The sequence below is a fragment of the Exiguobacterium sp. N4-1P genome (assembly GCF_002214325.1).
Map to the genome: position 1 here is coordinate 348002 of NZ_CP022238.1, position 14749 is coordinate 362750.

Sequence of the window (14749 nt, forward strand, 5' to 3'; positions counted from 1 at the left end):
GATGCAGCATGACTGAACAACGACAAATCGCACTCGTGACCGGTGCCAGTCACGAACGGGATATCGGGGCAGCGATCTGTCGGACGCTTGCCGCACGAGGCATCGAGATTTTTTTCACCGCCTGGCAAGCGGAAGCCGACTGGATCCCATCATTTGAAGCGGAGTTAGCAACATTCGGTGTCCGGGCAAGAGGATTCCGGATTGACTTAGCCAATCCGGCGGCGGCGGCAACTGTCCATCAAACCGTCGTTGGGACGCTCGGCCAACCGTCGATTTTAATCAACAACGCCGCTCACTCGACGCAGACCGACTATTTGTCGCTCGACGCCGCAGCGCTCGACACTCATTATGCGGTCAATATCCGCTCGACGTTACTGTTATCGGTCGAGTTCGCCCGCCACCTGCAAGCGTCACCGTTATCCTCAGGACGGATCATCAACATGACATCCGGCCAGGAACGCGGACCGATGCCGGGTGAACTTGCTTATGTCGCGACGAAAGGTGCGATTTCTGCTTTTACGCAGACGTTCGCCCAGGAAGTTGCCCCGTTCGGCGTGACGGTCAACGCCGTCAACCCCGGTCCGACCGACTCGACTTGGATGACGGATGAGATCCGCTCCGCCCTGCTACCGAAATTTCCCTTTGGCCGCATCGGGGCACCAAACGACGTCGCCCGCCTGATTTCGTTTCTCGTCAGTGACGAAGGTGCCTGGATCACCGGGCAAATCCTGCATTCGGAAGGTGGCTTTATCCGTCAATAATGGCATAATCCGTTAGTCGGCGAACGAAAAGGTCACTGGACGATGATGTCCGGTGACCTTTTTCGTTTTCTTATGTTGCATACGAATTAGACGTCATCCTTGCAAAAATTGAGTCAAGGACGGAGCGACGACTTCTTCGCGTTCCAGTGTTTCATGACCGACGACCATCACTTCACTCGTTACGAGATCCACACATAACAGGTCCCCATCCATGTCTTCGTATCCGATGATGTACCATGATTTTAATCGATCCGCTTGATGGTGTTCGACTTCAATGATACTCCGAAAAATCGCTTGTGATTCCTCAAACAGATCAACCGGATGAACACATGCATAACGTGGCAATCCATCGACATCTGTCAATCGTATTTCTTCTTCCTCAACCGGTAACATCGCCATTACTTGTTCAATCGTCATCACTTCTTCTTCACATCCCTTTTAGTAGCACGTCGCTGTTTCATCTTCAGTTTGATGCTTCTTTATGTTAGTAAACAAAAACAGACTTCGGATACTTCCGAAATCTGTTAGCGTCATGACGTATTTTTCTAGGGTAGCTCAGTCGTTCCGATAGGTCAACCCAAGGAATTGGGCTTTTTGATTAAACAGTTTCCGGTAGGACAGGTAGCCGACCATGACGGAAGACACGGCAGCATTCGTCAAAATCAGGAACAGGATTAATAACTGGTACATGACAGCTTCCATCGGATCGGCCCCACCGATGATCAAACCGCTCATCATGCCGGGAAGCTGGACGAGTCCCATCGTTTTCTGGGCCTCGATCGTCGGAATCATACTCGTCTTGATGGCGCTTTTCAAACTTCGGTCAATCGCTGTTTTCGGTGAACCTCCGAGCGCTAAAATCAGCTCAATGACTTCATCGCCCCGTTCGACTTCGTCCTTGAACTTATTCAGGAACAAAAGCGACAAAATCATACAGTTGCCAATCACCATCCCACTGATCGGAATGACTTCCTGCGCTTCGAACGGAATGATTCGAAGACCAAGCATGATGCCCATCGTCAAGACTTCGACACTGACTAACGTCAGTAAAATAATGCCCGTAATCCCGGGAATCCCGTCACCTTTTTTGATGATGTTGAGCGTTGCCGCGACAATCATCAACAGAATCATCAACCCGATGTAAATTTTACTGTCACTTTCGAAAACGAACGTCAAGAGATAACCGACAATCAACAACTGGACGATCGACCGGACCGTCGCTATCAAAATATCGTTGCCAAGTCCAAGCTTTAACGTATATGTCAGCACTAACGGAATCAAGATAAAGACTAAGGCGGAAGCGAGTTGCACGTAACTCATTGGTCGACCCCCTTGACGAACGCTTCGATGGCGGGATTATCCGAGCCCTCAATCAATTCAATCGTTCCCTGTTCAATCAATTGCCCGTCTTTTAAGAACCACATGTCATCACTGACACGGCGCGCCTGTTCGAGATCATGCGTAATCCAGATCACCGTCACGTTGAATTCCCGTTGAATCTTTTGGACGAGCGCCTCGATTTCCTTGACCATCCGGTAATCGAGACTGGCCGTGATCTCGTCGAGCAGCAGGATATCCGGTCGGTTGACGAGTGTCCGCGCGATCGCGATGCGGCTTTTTTCGCCACCCGACAGTTCCTTGACGTTTTGTGTCAACGGGACCTCTTTCAAGTCGACCCGCTCCAACAGTCGTTTTGCCTCTTCCTGTTCCAATGTCTGATTGAAGATCGCTTTCGGAAGATTCAAATTGTCGTACACAGTCCCCGCAATCATCGGGGCACTTTGAAAGGCCATGCCAATCTTTTTTCGAAGCTCCATCATATCGATGTCTTTTAAATCGGTTCCCTTAAAATAAAGCGTCCCGGCGTCCGGTGAAAGTAATCCGTTGATTTGTTTCAGACACGTCGTTTTCCCGGCGCCGCTCGGTCCGACGAGCGTCGTGATTTTTCCTTCCCGAAACGTCCCGGAGATCCCTTTGAGTATCGATTTGTACTGGACATCCTTAAATTCAATGACTGCCACACCACTCCACCTCACCTTTTTGGTCGTTTTTTCTAGTGTAGCAGGGACGGTTGCCGCGCGGACAGCGAGAAGGTTCGACAGATGCACAAGGCTTACACCATACAGATGAACGAATCGCGGACATCACGTCAGACGATAGACCCAGATTTCTTCGCCGTTCGTTTCATCGATCCGTTTGATATCAGTAAAGCCCGCTTGCCCGTAAAAATACTTGGCATGCGTATTTTCTGTGTGTAAGCTCAACACGATTTCATCGACTTCGAAATGGTCTTCGATGAAACCGATTGCTCGTTTTAAAAACTGCGTTCCTAGCCCTTGTCCTTGATACTGCTGACCGATCATGAACCGGTCAAGCCAGATGTACTTGTCCGTCCGGTTTTCAGCACCAATCATCATGAACCCGACCGGCTGCCTGTTTTCGCATAAGGCATAACAACGCCAACCGTGGTCGTGATCGTTCATCGCTTCCTGAAGCGACTGCGCGTTCGTTTCGATATATACGCGCTGCGCGGCTGCGACTTTTAATCCGAGAACCGCGGCCAGATTCGCGTCATTAATGTCTTCGATCGTCATGAAAGGATTCATTGGCCATTCACCTCCTCTGCGTTCTTGTGATCTCTACAGTCTGCTCAAGACACGAACAAATCCCGCATCGCTTCAACAGACTAAGCGCGATACGGGTTATAGCGTACATGGATCAATGAAACAAGCGATTTTACCGTCCTTCACGAATGACACGTGTTTTCGCAAACTCATCTTCCGGTAAAACGGAGGCATCCTCCAGATAACGCTGACGGTCCTTAAAGAATTTCCCTGCTGTGAATACTTCACGGTAAGCAATCCGTTTAAGGATTTGTGTCGTTTTCAACGGTTGGTCGTCTTGACTGACGACACGAAGTCCCATAACACGACTGCCGACCGTTCGGCCATCCGTCAAGCGTAATTGAACCGTTTCCATGACGACATCGACGACGGACTGGGTGACGATGCCACGGATGACGGGACGTTTGACCCGTTTGAGAACTGTTTCTTCAAGGACATTTACAATGACAGCGTTCACCATCAAGTTAACGACAGCCGCTCCGATTCTTCGTTTTGTGAGGGATTCCATTTAAATCATCCTTTCTCGATTTGAATTTAAAAAAATGCCCCTTCTTTTTCTGAAGAAAGAAGGGGCGTCATGCAAAACGATGAAATGTCCTGTCTGCCCAGCCATGCGGTGACTTCAGAGGCAACGAACATCCCCTCTCTTTTCCCGTTTTCTCATGGATTTAATCGAACGGTGACCGTTGATGTTTGAACAGTAATCTGTCTGAGTGTTGAAGCGTCAGCGTTGTCCTTTGATCGTTGAACATTCAGCTTTGACCGGACGGTCGCAAGGACCATCTTGGATGCTAATCGGTCAACCGATTAGAAGATGTCCGTTATCGCACGGACGACGCGTGTTCGGTTATGAAATCATCAGACAAACAGGACGGTAGGTTTAGATTAATATTTTCGTGAGTGTATTACTTTCAGATAGACTGAAATCGACTTCGGCATCAAATGCGTCGATTGACTCGTCTAACTGTTGAATGACTTGCCGAAGACCGGAGGGGTCAATCAATTTCGGTTCTAATCGTTGGATGAACAGACGACGCGTTTTTTCAATTTCTTCCGCGTCCCCTTTTTCACGCGCACCGTATGTCGCTTCGATATGATTTTCTGCACGCCGCTCGATCTCGATACGTTCCTGTTCAATCGTCTGCTCCACTTCATGCAGTTGTGTTTTGAGCGTTTGTAACAATTGGCGATCGTAGTCAAGACCCGTATCGCGACGATCAATCGCTTCCGCGACCGTCATCTCGGTCCCGGCGATTCGGACACGCGTCACGGCATTCGATGCGGTAATCGCTGCTTTGATTTGATTTCGACGCTCAATCAATGCGCGAATCGACTGGAGATTTGCCGCCGCTTCCGTCGCGAACTGTTCGACGTTCGAAAAACCGACAGGCGGTTTGTCTCCCGTATGCAATCCGATAAAGTGACCAAGCTGACCTTTTTTAATCCGTTTATCAAAATCAGGCGAGAATACGCCCACTTCTAAACGATCAGGGTGAAGCCCTAGTGAAAGTGGGAGATGAATCGCCAACCTCTCTTTCGGGTATGTCCTTTGTAAGGAGGTGAACATCATGTTGACTCACAAGGCCTACAAATTCAGAATCTATCCGACAAAAGAGCAGGAAATCCTCATTGTGAAGACGATCGGTTGTTCGCGCTTCGTTTTCAACCACTTCTTGGCGAAGTGGGATGAGACGTATAAAGCGACAGGGAAAGGACTATCCTACGGGTCTTGTTCGAAAGAACTCCCGTCGTTGAAGCAGGCGTTCGACTGGCTGAAGGAAGTCGATAGCACGTCTGTGCAGACGAGCGTCAAACATCTTGCTGATGCCTTTGACCGCTTCTTTAAGAAGCAGAACGAACGACCCCGCTTCAAGTCGAAACGGAACCCCGTTCAATCGTACAAGACGAACATTCAAGGCAAGTCTCAGCTTCCAGAAGTCTCGATCGTCGGCAACACGATCAAAATTCCAAAGCTGAAGTGGGTTCGTTTCGCCAACTCGAGGCAGGTCGTCGGACGCATCTTGAACGCGACCATCCGGCGGAACGCTTCAGGAAAATACTTCGTCTCCCTGCTCGTCGAGCAGGAGAGCAACGAAATGCCGAAGACGGGCTCATCCGTCGGCGTAGATGTCGGATTGAAGCACTTCGCCATCCTGTCGGACGGCACGGTGTACAAGAATGACCGTTACTTCCGCTCGCTTGAGAAAAAGCTCGCACGTGAACAACGTAAGCTCTCTCGTCGTCAACGGTTGGCCTTGGACAAGAAAGTAACACTTTCCGAGGCGAAGAACTATCAGAAGCAGAAGCGGAAGGTCGCCCGCATCCACGAGAAGATTGCGAACAAGCGAACCGATTTCCTGCACAAGGTATCGACAGAAATCGTCAAAAACCACGACGTCATCGGCATCGAGACCTTGCAGGTGAAGAACATGCAGAAGAATCGCAAGTTGAGCAAGTCCATCTCTGAGGTCAGTTGGTCGGAGTTCTTCCGCATGCTCGGATACAAGGCGGAATGGTACGGGAAGACCATCGTGAAAGTCGGCAAGACCTTCGCCTCTAGTCAACTGTGCTCCAGTTGCGGGCATCAACACAAAGACGTGAAACATCTTGGCTTGCGTGAATGGACATGCCCGAGTTGCGGCATCCATCACGACCGCGATGTGAATGCAGGACTGAACCTCAAACGAGAAGCTGAACGCCTCTTAGCTTCTTCAACCGTCGGGACGACGGGGTTAGCCTGACCAGGTTTCGACCGTTAGGTCGGATGACTCAGGAATCCTCCACCTCTAAGCGAAGCGTAGGTGGAGGTAGTTCAACTAACATTTTTAATTCCACTAATCCACGATGGATCGACATCTCAATCTGCTCGATGTTCGCCACTTCCTTTTTAGATACTCGTGAGCTCCGCTCTACCTTTTCAGCATAGCAGAAAACACTTTAAAAATCGGGCAATTGATGTTCCATTCAACCTTACAAACTTGTCATATCCTGATTTATCTTCATGTTATAATTCCATTATCAGGATATTCACTTTAAGAAAACGGAGGAACTGATCGCATGCCACACAGACTGCAATTGACGGCCCCCGGACGCTCGAATGGATTGAGCGCCCCTTAGCGCCCTTGCAAGCAGATGAACTACTCATCCAGACATTACACGGTGCGATCAGCATCGGCGCGGAATTGCCGCAAATCATGGCGACCGACCGGTCAGACCTCGCCCTGACCTATCCGAAAGAAACGGGATACGAGAGTTACGGAGAAGTGCTGGCAATCGGAGAGGATGTCTCAAATATCCGTGTCGGTGACCGCGTCGTCGCTTTTTACGGTCATCACGACATCGCCACCGTCCGCGCAGCAAAAGTCATTCCCGTCCCACGCGACCTGCCGCCGCAACTCGCCTTGTTGACGATTTTATCGTGTGACGCCGCAAAAGGCGTCCATAAACTTAATCCCCGTCCGTCGGATGCCGTCGTCGTGACCGGGCTCGGGACGATCGGATTATTAACCGTCTTTTATCTACGCCACTACTTCGGTCTCTCGCGCATTGACGCCGTCGACCCGGACGAAAGGCGACATGCACTCGCAAAACAGCTCGGGGCAACCCGCACGGTTACGTCCGGAAACGACCTCGAGCTGAATACCTATGCCGCTGCCCTCGAATGTTCGGGACGGCAAACCGCGTTTGCGTGTCTTCAGGAGGCACTCGTCCCCCATGGTCAGCTCTGCATTCTCTCTGACGGCAATTACGACGTCTTGTCGCTCTGCCCGAGCTTCTATGCAAAAGAGTTACGGATCGTCGGATCGAGTGACGGGCTCGATTACCGCGCCCATGCGGACTGGTTTTTGCCGGCCGCCCGAAAGACGCCTGCCTTGTTCAAGCTGTTTGAACAGTCGGTCGATTGGTCGGACTTGATTCCATGTTTCGAGGCTTTACAGGCAGGTGCAAAACCGTTAAAAGTGTTTGTCAGCTACGACCGGTGACCGTGTTTGTCTGACAGACACGCCGTTCGGATCGACGGCTTCCCTGTCTTCCCCCGTAAAAATGACTTGCTGTAAGACGGTATGATCACCAGGCACCGTCGTCACTTCATCGATTGCATGGCCGAATAACCGCTTCAACTCCTGTTCGAAGCCGACTTGCTTCGTTGAGAGCTCAAGCCGTTTCAGATGAGGACCGTCCGATAAAATCGCATCGTGATGCGTCTGCAGTTCAATCCGACAGGCGTACGGGGTCTGGATGAATGTCCGCCGTTCGTTCGCTTGGACTGTCCAGTCCATCTGTTGTGCACGTTCGAGAAGCAGCGTCCGTTGTTCGGGTGTCACGAGAAAACCGAGATGGTCGAAGCGGACGGCTTTCCCGTGACCGAACGTGACGTTGATGGCGCCGCGTTTCATCTCGATGATTCGAAAGCGGATCCCGTCGTCCCGGAAGTCATCCCATGTCAACGGCGGATCAAACGCCGAAAACGCGCCGTCGGTCTTTCCGATCCGCTGTGTGACCGCAAAGCCTAATTTTTCATAAAACTGCTCCGTCGCCTCAACGTTCGGCGTCCAAAGATGATAATGAAACAACATCGGCGTTACTCCCCTTCGCGATCAGTTCAGGGAACGTCATCACATCGACGCCCCCACTGTCGTCTAAAAATTGTTTTAATAGCGGCAAATGGGCGGCACCGTAGAGGACGAGAATCCGTTCCCCCGGCTCCGCCAAATCAAGAATCCGGTTCGCGATTAACAGATTGCGGTAGTACCAGTACTGAATGACCCATCTCGCCCCGACGTGCGTCGCCGGATCTAGCCGGGCGAGTTGCCGGTATGTCCGGTGACTTGCTTCGACCGCCTGCTTGTCATTTAGTTGTTCAAGGAACGAGAGGTAGGTCTGCTCGAGCAATGTCGCTTCGAGTGACTCGGATTTTTGTTGTTCGGCACGCATCAAGCGGTCAAACGCGACCGGGTCGAGCTGTTCGAGTTCCGCAAGATTCGGGACACCTTCCACCGTCTGATTCCAGTCCACCGCCTGCAGACCAGCCAGACCTGCCAAGCGCGCTACTCGAAACCCGAGTTGATGGCGTTCATTCGCCGTCAGCGTAAAGCTTTGCTTGAGGTAAGCGGCATAGTCGGCATTCAGTGCACCCGCCTGCTCAGGCAAAGTCTCTAGCGCGACTTCTGTCGGACGAAATGTTTGCAGGACCTCGGCGACCTGTTGAATTTCCCGCTGCCGTTCGTCTGAAAACACATCAAAGATGCGCGGACGAAACAAGTCCCCGTTGTCAGGACGGTCCAAATGAACGGTCCCGACGAGTAATACGGTCGCGCGTTGTATCATCGAATATACCTCCCTTTTCTACTATTTCCATTTTACTGTAAACAGGAGGCTAATCCTAGTCCGTTTCGTTAAAATAGACCTCTCGCTGATTGTCAGAGGCGACTCGACCTGACTTCCGTCCAAGTAGAAGGAGAAGACGAACTGCGATGCATAATCCATACACTTGCCGAAAGATTAAATCCGGTAGAAAAACTGAACCGATTCATGTCAGCTCAGTGAATTTAAAGGAATTAAAAAAGGAAGCACGTCAAAATTAATCCGCGAGGAGTATCCGTCTATGAAAATGAACATCCGTCAACTGTCCGTTCATGAGAACCCTCCGATGGAACTTTTGTTATCAGCAGACCCTTCTCAGAAAATAGTTGCTGAATACTTGAAGAGAGGTCGATGTTTCATAGCTGAATCTAGGAATCAACGGATTGGCGTGTATGTGCTTCTGCCGACAAGACCGCAAACGATTGAAATTGTAAATCTTGCAGTAGAGGCGAGACATCAAGGTAACGGCATAGGAAAACGTCTTTTAAGACATGCCATCCTAACTGCGCAAGCGATGGACTATGCAACCATCGAAATCGGCACAGGAAACTCAAGCATCGGTCAGTTGGCACTTTATCAAAAATGTGGATTTCGGATCGTCGGAGTCGACTTGAATTTCTTCTTGAGGCACTACGAAGAGGAGATTGTAGAAAACGGTATCCGGTGCACAGACATGATTCGGTTGTCTCAAGACATTTGAAACACCTCCACCTATACTTCGCTTAGAGGTGGAGGTAGCTCAAATGCATTCACCCAGTCAGCATCTGCTTAATCAGTAACGTCTTCCCGCTACGTTCACGCGGAATCTCACTGACCGCCTGCAGCGAAATCAGCATGTCACTTCCGAGTAGCCGCTTCAAATAATGACCGAGTTGTTTTTCATCGTTTGTTGAAAAACGTGCGGCATCCGCAATGTATAACAAGATGATTTCCCGGTTATTTTTTTGGACATACTGAATCCGTTCGACACTGTTCGGCAACACTTTGACGACACTCGCGAGCTGTCCCTCGAACACTTTTTGTCCGTCCGGTCGGACAAGATAACTTTTCCCGCGGCCGTCAATCGAATCGATGACCGGTCCTTTGTGACCACAGGAACACGTCTTGCCGCTGATCGTCATCCGGTCGCCGACCCGGTAACGGACGAGCGGGGTCCCGTGTGTATCAAAACTCGTGACGAGGACCTCGCCATCGGTGTCGAGTTCTACGATGCCCATCTCATGATGCAAATGTTTTCGACCGAGCCGACACTCGGAGATGATTGGTGCCCCTTCCGACGAGGCATACTGATCGAAGACGGGCGCATGGAACACGTCCTCCAGTAATTGACGCTCCGCTTCCGTCATCATCTCAGCCGTCGGGAAAATCGCCAGCGGACGACACGTCATCTCCATGCCGCTGCGTTTCGCGTGCCGCGCCAGTTCAATCATCGCCGATGGCAGACCATCGATCGAGTCCGGTTGAAACGTATTGATTGCTGCCAAATACGCCGTCATCGTCGCCGGATTAATCTTTTTGACCGTAAACAGTAATTGATTCAACGCCCGGTTCATCCGCCAATAGACCGGTGTTTGTTGGTGTTCAGCGACCAACACTTGCGCCGTGAAACTAATCCGCCGCATCCCTTTTTTGACGCCGTGCGTATATTTAAAATAATCTAAATGTGCCATCCGCCGCTGCATGTCTGCTTTCGTATAATGGACTTGAATCGATTGTCCCGTCGTCCCACCCGTTTTTCCAAGAATCGGGGCTGCGACATCGGTGCGAATTCGTTCGATTTGGTGCCGTAACGTATCTTTTCGTAACACAGGAATTTGTTTTAATTGATTGAGATCCGTCAAGGGTAAGGTGACGCCGTGCCGCTTAAAAAGCTCTTGGTAATAGTCACTGTGCATCACACAAAACGCCAAAAAAGCATTCAGCCGTCTTAGCTGATCTACCGCCACATCAATTGTTTGGTGCTCTTTTGCAATCAGTTCCTGAAAGCGCTCTTGATAAAACGCACCGTACCGCTCCCGTTGCAAGTGATACCCATGAAGTGTCGTCAATACGTTTTGTAAGAAGATTGGTGCGTGCATATAAACCTGTTCCTTGATTCCCATCCTTACACGTCCTTTCTGATAACGATTCACCACGATGCGTCGAGCCCTTCTGCACGATTTCTTGATAGGTTGTTTTTACCCGGCATTTCTGACAGGAACATGATAAAAACTCCCATTCAACAGTTTCCTCTTGAAGTTTTATACAAAAAAAAAGACTAGCTCTGATTTCGGCTAGTCCAATCAATTGGCTCGTTCGTTCTCTGGAATCAATTGTTTAATCAACAACGTCTTCCCACTGATTTCTTTCGGAATTTCCGGAACCGCTTTTAAAAGGACATCCATTTGTCCACCGAACAAACGCTCTAACACGAAGTATAACTCCTTTTCATGCTCTTGTTTAAACCAACGTTCGTCCGGTACGTACAACATCACAACTTCATCCGCTTCTTCTTGGATGTACTGGACTCGTTCGATACAATTCGGGAACCGCCGCACGATTCCAGCGAGTTCCCCTTCAAAGATTCGATGCCCATTTTTCAACTGGATATAACTTCGTCCGCGTCCGTCAATCGATGCGATGATCGGACCACCATGCCCACATGGACACGTCTCGTGACTAAGCGTCATCCGGTCACCAATCCGGTAACGGACAAGGGGCGTACCATGTGTATCAAAACTCGTCACGAGAATTTGACCGTCTGCTTCGACTTCGATGATACCCATCTCATAATGGAGATGTTTTTTACCGTAGCGGCATTCGGCGACAATCGGTGCCCCTTCCGAGGAGGCGTACTGATCAAAGATCGGTGCATGAAATACTTCCTCGATTAAAGCACGTTCGTCCCGTGTCAACATTTCAGCCGTCGGAAAAATCGCCTTCGGACGGAATGTACAGTCGACAGCATGTTTTTTGGCGTATCGTGCAACTTCAATCATTCCCGACGGTAAACCATCAATCGACACTGGATTAAATCGGTTCAATTGTTCGATGTAAGCGGGAATTGTCAACGGGTTAATATTCTTAATTGAAAAAAGCATTTGATTGATCGCCTTATTCATCCGCCAATAGACGGGTGACTTTTGTTGTTCTGCCGCTAATGTCTGTCCCGTAAAACTCGCCCGGCGCATTCCCTGTTCGATTCCATGCGTCCATTTGAAATAGTCGAGGTGCGCCATGCGGATTTGCATGTCCTCTCTCGTATAATGCACTTGGATCGATTTCCCGGTCGTCCCGCCCGTCTTTCCAAGAATCGGCGCATGAATCCGCGCATGGACGTCGGCATTCCTTGTCCGTAGCGTCTCCTTATCGAGCAAGGGAATTTGTTTTAACTCTGACAACTGCGCAAGCGGAAGCTCAATCCGGTTCCTATCGAACAACTCTTTGTAGTACGGGCTATAGGCCTGACAAAACAGTAAAAACTGATTCAGGCGGGATAATTGCTCCTGCTCGGGATCAATCGATTGCCGTTCTTTCCGCTTCAATTCTTCGAACCGATTACGGTAGGCGGACCCGTAACGTTCCTGGTACAAGACCCGTCCGTAAAGCGTCGTTAGGATATTCTGAATGAAAATCGGTGAATGGAAATAAATCGATTCTTTGAGTTGCATATGTTCACTCCCCTTCCTCATCATTCGACGCGCGACCTGTCAGCAGTCACCACACCTTCCCTGTTACTTACATCTTATTTCCAGTCCTGCCGCTAGACAACCAAATCTTAAGGCATAAGCTTAGCTTTTATTTAGATGCTGTTTTACATTAATAACTTCAGTTCACAAATGTAAGTTAACGGTCCTTGAAATGACAAAAAAAGATAACCGAAGTCCATCTGACAACGGCTACCTTCTTTAGTGTACTTGCATGTTTTGATTTCCGAATGACCGGATTTGGATGGCTCCGAGGACGAGCTCTAACTCCGTTTCTTCTAACTGATCGATGATCTCCATGATCGTCAACGTCGTCCTGCCGTTATACAACTGAACGAGTAATTGACGTTCGACATCGACGGTTAAATCTTCGACAGGTTCCGCTAATAATTCTTGGTAAAAAAATTCACCCGTCTCCGGAAAAAAATAGTCACTGAACAATTGCATAAGTGCTAGATTACCCGTCGCTAAAAATAAGATTGATTGAAAAGAATACTTTTTACGGTTTCGTGCATTCAATCGCTTCAATATCATTTGGTAACGTGTATGATGACGTTCGTCCAAAAAACAGACAGCATTCATATCCGTCTCCCTCCCCTAAAAAATGATACTGTCCATCCCTCCAAAACAGTGCGCAAATCTTCTTTATTTGTTTTCCCTGTTTTAAAAAGATGAAGCATTTGTTTTTAACTATAACATTCGTTTGATTAAATCGCAGGTCGTTTGGGTAAATCTTTGTAGTAAGCAGTTAATGAGGAGGAATTGACATGACGCAACCACGTAAACGCCTGGCACTTGCCGGTGCGACAGGCTATATCGGACATAACCTACTAAATGAGTTGAAGAAAAAGTACGACGTCATTGCCTTGTCACGCAATGGTGACGATAAGGAAGATGAAGCGAATGTCGAATGGCGTTCGTGTGACCTTTTTTCGTTAGCGGATACGACAGCCGGATTAAAAGGAGCAGACATCGCAATCTACCTCGTCCACTCGATGATGCCGTCAGCAAAGTTGACGCAAGGCTCATTTGAAGACATGGACTTGATTTTAGCCGACAATTACGCACGCGCTGCAAAAGCAAACGGCATCCAGCAGATTGTTTACTTAAGTGGCATCATTCCGGACGAGACGGAAAATTTATCACGTCATCTTAAAAGTCGCCTTGAGGTCGAGCGCGTCCTCGGTGCATACGGTACACCGGTCACGACGATCCGCGCTGCGCTCATCGTCGGTCCGAAAGGGTCTTCGTTCCCGATTCTGTCAAAACTCGTCAAACGACTTCCCGTCATGCTTCTCCCGCGCTGGACGCGTAACAAAACACATCCCGTCGCGCTACCGGACGTCATTCATGCGCTCGGATCTAGCGTCGACCGCGAGGACCTCAAGGATCGTGCCATCGATATCGGCGGTCCGGAAGCGATGACGTACAAGGAAATGATTTTGAAGACGGCGGAAGTAATGGACAAAAAACAACCGACCTTCGACTTACCGTTGATGACCGTCAAATTGTCGCGGCTTTGGGTGACACTCATCTCTGGAGAACCGAAAGAAACCGTTTATCCGCTCGTCGAAAGTATGGTCCATGAGATGGTGGCGGATCCCGACAAGATGGTCGAGGGCATCAGTGACGGAAAAATTTCATTCGAGCAATCCGTACGGATGGCGATGGAAGAAGAAGAAGAAGAGTCGAAATCAAAAAAATCAGGAAGCTCTTCATCGCACCAGAAATCACAAACGCTTGATGTCCGGTCCGTCCAACGTGTCCGTCTTCCAGACGACCGGAACGCGAACTGGGCTGCCGACAATTATGTCGATTGGTTATCGACGTTCGCGAAACCTTTTCTTACATCGAAGACAGCGGAAGAAACAGTCGTTCGGATTCATGTTCCGTTGCTTGACGCCCCGTTGCTTGAACTGACGAAAGAACCATTCGAAGACGATCAACAGGCAACGTACCGAATTACGGGCGGCTTGTTTGCTCAAGTTAAAGAAGATAGCAATGGACGCATCGAGTTCCGGCAAATCCCGGGTTCGCAAGAGTGTATCATCGCGATTCATGAATATGTTCCCGCATTACCATGGTTGCTCTATAAAACGACCCAGGCGAATGTCCATCTCATCGTCATGTATCTCTTTAAACTGCACCTGCTACGCTTGATGCAGACGACAGAAGAACAGCCCGACGAATCAGACATGATCGTTCCGGAACCGAACTGAATCAGCACTGTTTTTAGAGGCTTCTCACGATTCGTGAGCGCCTCTTTTTTCGTGTGCAACCGTAAGATGACGAAAGCAAAATAAACATGATACAC

Annotated in this window: 16 protein-coding genes; 5 read left to right on the forward strand and 11 right to left on the reverse strand. The window is 49.4% G+C overall.

Features of this window, described 5'->3' with window-relative positions; genetic code table 11:
* The first annotated feature begins 8 nt into the window (after nt 1-8).
* Nucleotides 9-761, forward strand: coding sequence for an SDR family oxidoreductase (locus A0126_RS18375; RefSeq protein ID WP_088837209.1), 753 nt, complete (start codon nt 9-11; stop codon nt 759-761).
* Nucleotides 762-854: 93 nt separating this feature from the next.
* Here A0126_RS18375 and A0126_RS18380 read toward each other — a convergent pair whose 3' ends face one another.
* From A0126_RS18380 to A0126_RS18405, 6 genes are all read right to left on the reverse strand, one after another.
* On the reverse strand, nt 855-1181 hold the full coding sequence (locus tag A0126_RS18380; RefSeq protein WP_157898485.1) for an SMI1/KNR4 family protein: 327 nt from the start codon (nt 1179-1181) through the stop codon (nt 855-857).
* Between the two features lie 135 nt (nt 1182-1316).
* Nucleotides 1317-2081: an ABC transporter permease gene (gene fetB / locus A0126_RS18385; protein ID WP_088837211.1), complete on the reverse strand. Its 765-nt coding sequence runs from the start codon at nt 2079-2081 to the stop codon at nt 1317-1319.
* The gene (locus A0126_RS18390; RefSeq protein ID WP_088837212.1) at nt 2078-2782 is read right to left on the reverse strand and encodes an ABC transporter ATP-binding protein; all 705 of its coding nucleotides are present in this window, start codon (nt 2780-2782) and stop codon (nt 2078-2080) included. Before A0126_RS18390 ends, fetB begins: the two co-directional genes overlap by 4 nt.
* Before the next feature lie 123 nt (nt 2783-2905).
* Complete coding sequence (locus A0126_RS18395; RefSeq protein WP_088837213.1) at nt 2906-3367, reverse strand: GNAT family N-acetyltransferase; 462 nt, start codon at nt 3365-3367, stop codon at nt 2906-2908.
* 130 nt (nt 3368-3497) lie between these two features.
* Nucleotides 3498-3893 (reverse strand): RDD family protein, encoded by a 396-nt coding sequence (locus A0126_RS18400; protein WP_088837214.1) that lies wholly within the window; start codon nt 3891-3893, stop codon nt 3498-3500.
* Nucleotides 3894-4265: 372 nt separating this feature from the next.
* Complete coding sequence (locus A0126_RS18405) at nt 4266-4913, reverse strand: hypothetical protein (RefSeq protein WP_239456724.1); 648 nt, start codon at nt 4911-4913, stop codon at nt 4266-4268.
* A gap of 40 nt (nt 4914-4953) precedes the next feature.
* Here A0126_RS18405 and tnpB point away from each other — a divergent pair, with 40 nt between their 5' ends.
* Both tnpB and A0126_RS18415 read left to right on the forward strand, forming a co-directional pair.
* Complete coding sequence (gene tnpB / locus A0126_RS18410) at nt 4954-6126, forward strand: IS200/IS605 family element RNA-guided endonuclease TnpB (protein ID WP_088837215.1); 1173 nt, start codon at nt 4954-4956, stop codon at nt 6124-6126.
* Nucleotides 6127-6507: 381 nt separating this feature from the next.
* Nucleotides 6508-7368, forward strand: a complete 861-nt coding sequence (locus A0126_RS18415; RefSeq protein WP_239456725.1) for a zinc-dependent alcohol dehydrogenase — start codon at nt 6508-6510, stop codon at nt 7366-7368.
* On the opposite strand, the gene A0126_RS18420 is transcribed toward A0126_RS18415, so the two are convergent.
* Both A0126_RS18420 and A0126_RS18425 read right to left on the reverse strand, forming a co-directional pair.
* Nucleotides 7339-7962: a VOC family protein gene (locus tag A0126_RS18420; RefSeq protein WP_088837217.1), complete on the reverse strand. Its 624-nt coding sequence runs from the start codon at nt 7960-7962 to the stop codon at nt 7339-7341. The genes A0126_RS18415 and A0126_RS18420 overlap by 30 nt on opposite strands.
* The gene (locus A0126_RS18425; RefSeq protein ID WP_088837218.1) at nt 7925-8713 is read right to left on the reverse strand and encodes a DUF5694 domain-containing protein; all 789 of its coding nucleotides are present in this window, start codon (nt 8711-8713) and stop codon (nt 7925-7927) included. Before A0126_RS18425 ends, A0126_RS18420 begins: the two co-directional genes overlap by 38 nt.
* Before the next feature lie 283 nt (nt 8714-8996).
* Here A0126_RS18425 and A0126_RS18430 point away from each other — a divergent pair, with 283 nt between their 5' ends.
* A complete protein-coding gene (locus A0126_RS18430; RefSeq protein ID WP_088838496.1) occupies nt 8997-9449 on the forward strand; it encodes a GNAT family N-acetyltransferase in 453 nt (150 codons plus the stop codon).
* A 49-nt stretch (nt 9450-9498) separates the two neighbouring features.
* On the opposite strand, the gene A0126_RS18435 is transcribed toward A0126_RS18430, so the two are convergent.
* From A0126_RS18435 to A0126_RS18445, 3 genes are all read right to left on the reverse strand, one after another.
* Nucleotides 9499-10851 carry a phenylacetate--CoA ligase family protein gene (locus A0126_RS18435; protein WP_088837219.1) on the reverse strand — a complete coding sequence of 451 codons (1353 nt, stop codon included), beginning with the start codon at nt 10849-10851 and terminating at the stop codon, nt 9499-9501.
* 180 nt (nt 10852-11031) lie between these two features.
* The gene (locus tag A0126_RS18440) at nt 11032-12399 is read right to left on the reverse strand and encodes a phenylacetate--CoA ligase family protein (RefSeq protein WP_088837220.1); all 1368 of its coding nucleotides are present in this window, start codon (nt 12397-12399) and stop codon (nt 11032-11034) included.
* A gap of 237 nt (nt 12400-12636) precedes the next feature.
* Entirely contained in the window at nt 12637-13017 is a 381-nt protein-coding gene (locus A0126_RS18445; protein WP_088837221.1) for a hypothetical protein, read from the reverse strand.
* 185 nt (nt 13018-13202) lie between these two features.
* On the opposite strand from A0126_RS18445, the gene A0126_RS18450 reads away from it, so the two are divergent.
* On the forward strand, nt 13203-14654 hold the full coding sequence (locus tag A0126_RS18450) for an NAD(P)H-binding protein (protein ID WP_088837222.1): 1452 nt from the start codon (nt 13203-13205) through the stop codon (nt 14652-14654).
* Nucleotides 14655-14749 lie beyond the last annotated feature (95 nt).

What these genes read in the sequence shown, in the direction of transcription:
- A0126_RS18375 (WP_088837209.1), top strand. Translation starts at nt 9, where the DNA reads ATGACTGAACAACGACAAATCGCACTCGTGACCGGTGCCAGTCACGAA.
- fetB (WP_088837211.1), bottom strand. Translation starts at nt 2,081, where the DNA reads ATGAGTTACGTGCAACTCGCTTCCGCCTTAGTCTTTATCTTGATTCCG.
- A0126_RS18395 (WP_088837213.1), bottom strand. Translation starts at nt 3,367, where the DNA reads ATGAATCCTTTCATGACGATCGAAGACATTAATGACGCGAATCTGGCC.
- A0126_RS18400 (WP_088837214.1), bottom strand. Translation starts at nt 3,893, where the DNA reads ATGGAATCCCTCACAAAACGAAGAATCGGAGCGGCTGTCGTTAACTTG.
- tnpB (WP_088837215.1), top strand. Translation starts at nt 4,954, where the DNA reads ATGTTGACTCACAAGGCCTACAAATTCAGAATCTATCCGACAAAAGAG.
- A0126_RS18420 (WP_088837217.1), bottom strand. Translation starts at nt 7,962, where the DNA reads ATGTTGTTTCATTATCATCTTTGGACGCCGAACGTTGAGGCGACGGAG.
- A0126_RS18425 (WP_088837218.1), bottom strand. Translation starts at nt 8,713, where the DNA reads ATGATACAACGCGCGACCGTATTACTCGTCGGGACCGTTCATTTGGAC.
- A0126_RS18430 (WP_088838496.1), top strand. Translation starts at nt 8,997, where the DNA reads ATGAACATCCGTCAACTGTCCGTTCATGAGAACCCTCCGATGGAACTT.
- A0126_RS18435 (WP_088837219.1), bottom strand. Translation starts at nt 10,851, where the DNA reads ATGGGAATCAAGGAACAGGTTTATATGCACGCACCAATCTTCTTACAA.
- A0126_RS18440 (WP_088837220.1), bottom strand. Translation starts at nt 12,399, where the DNA reads ATGCAACTCAAAGAATCGATTTATTTCCATTCACCGATTTTCATTCAG.
- A0126_RS18445 (WP_088837221.1), bottom strand. Translation starts at nt 13,017, where the DNA reads ATGAATGCTGTCTGTTTTTTGGACGAACGTCATCATACACGTTACCAA.
- A0126_RS18450 (WP_088837222.1), top strand. Translation starts at nt 13,203, where the DNA reads ATGACGCAACCACGTAAACGCCTGGCACTTGCCGGTGCGACAGGCTAT.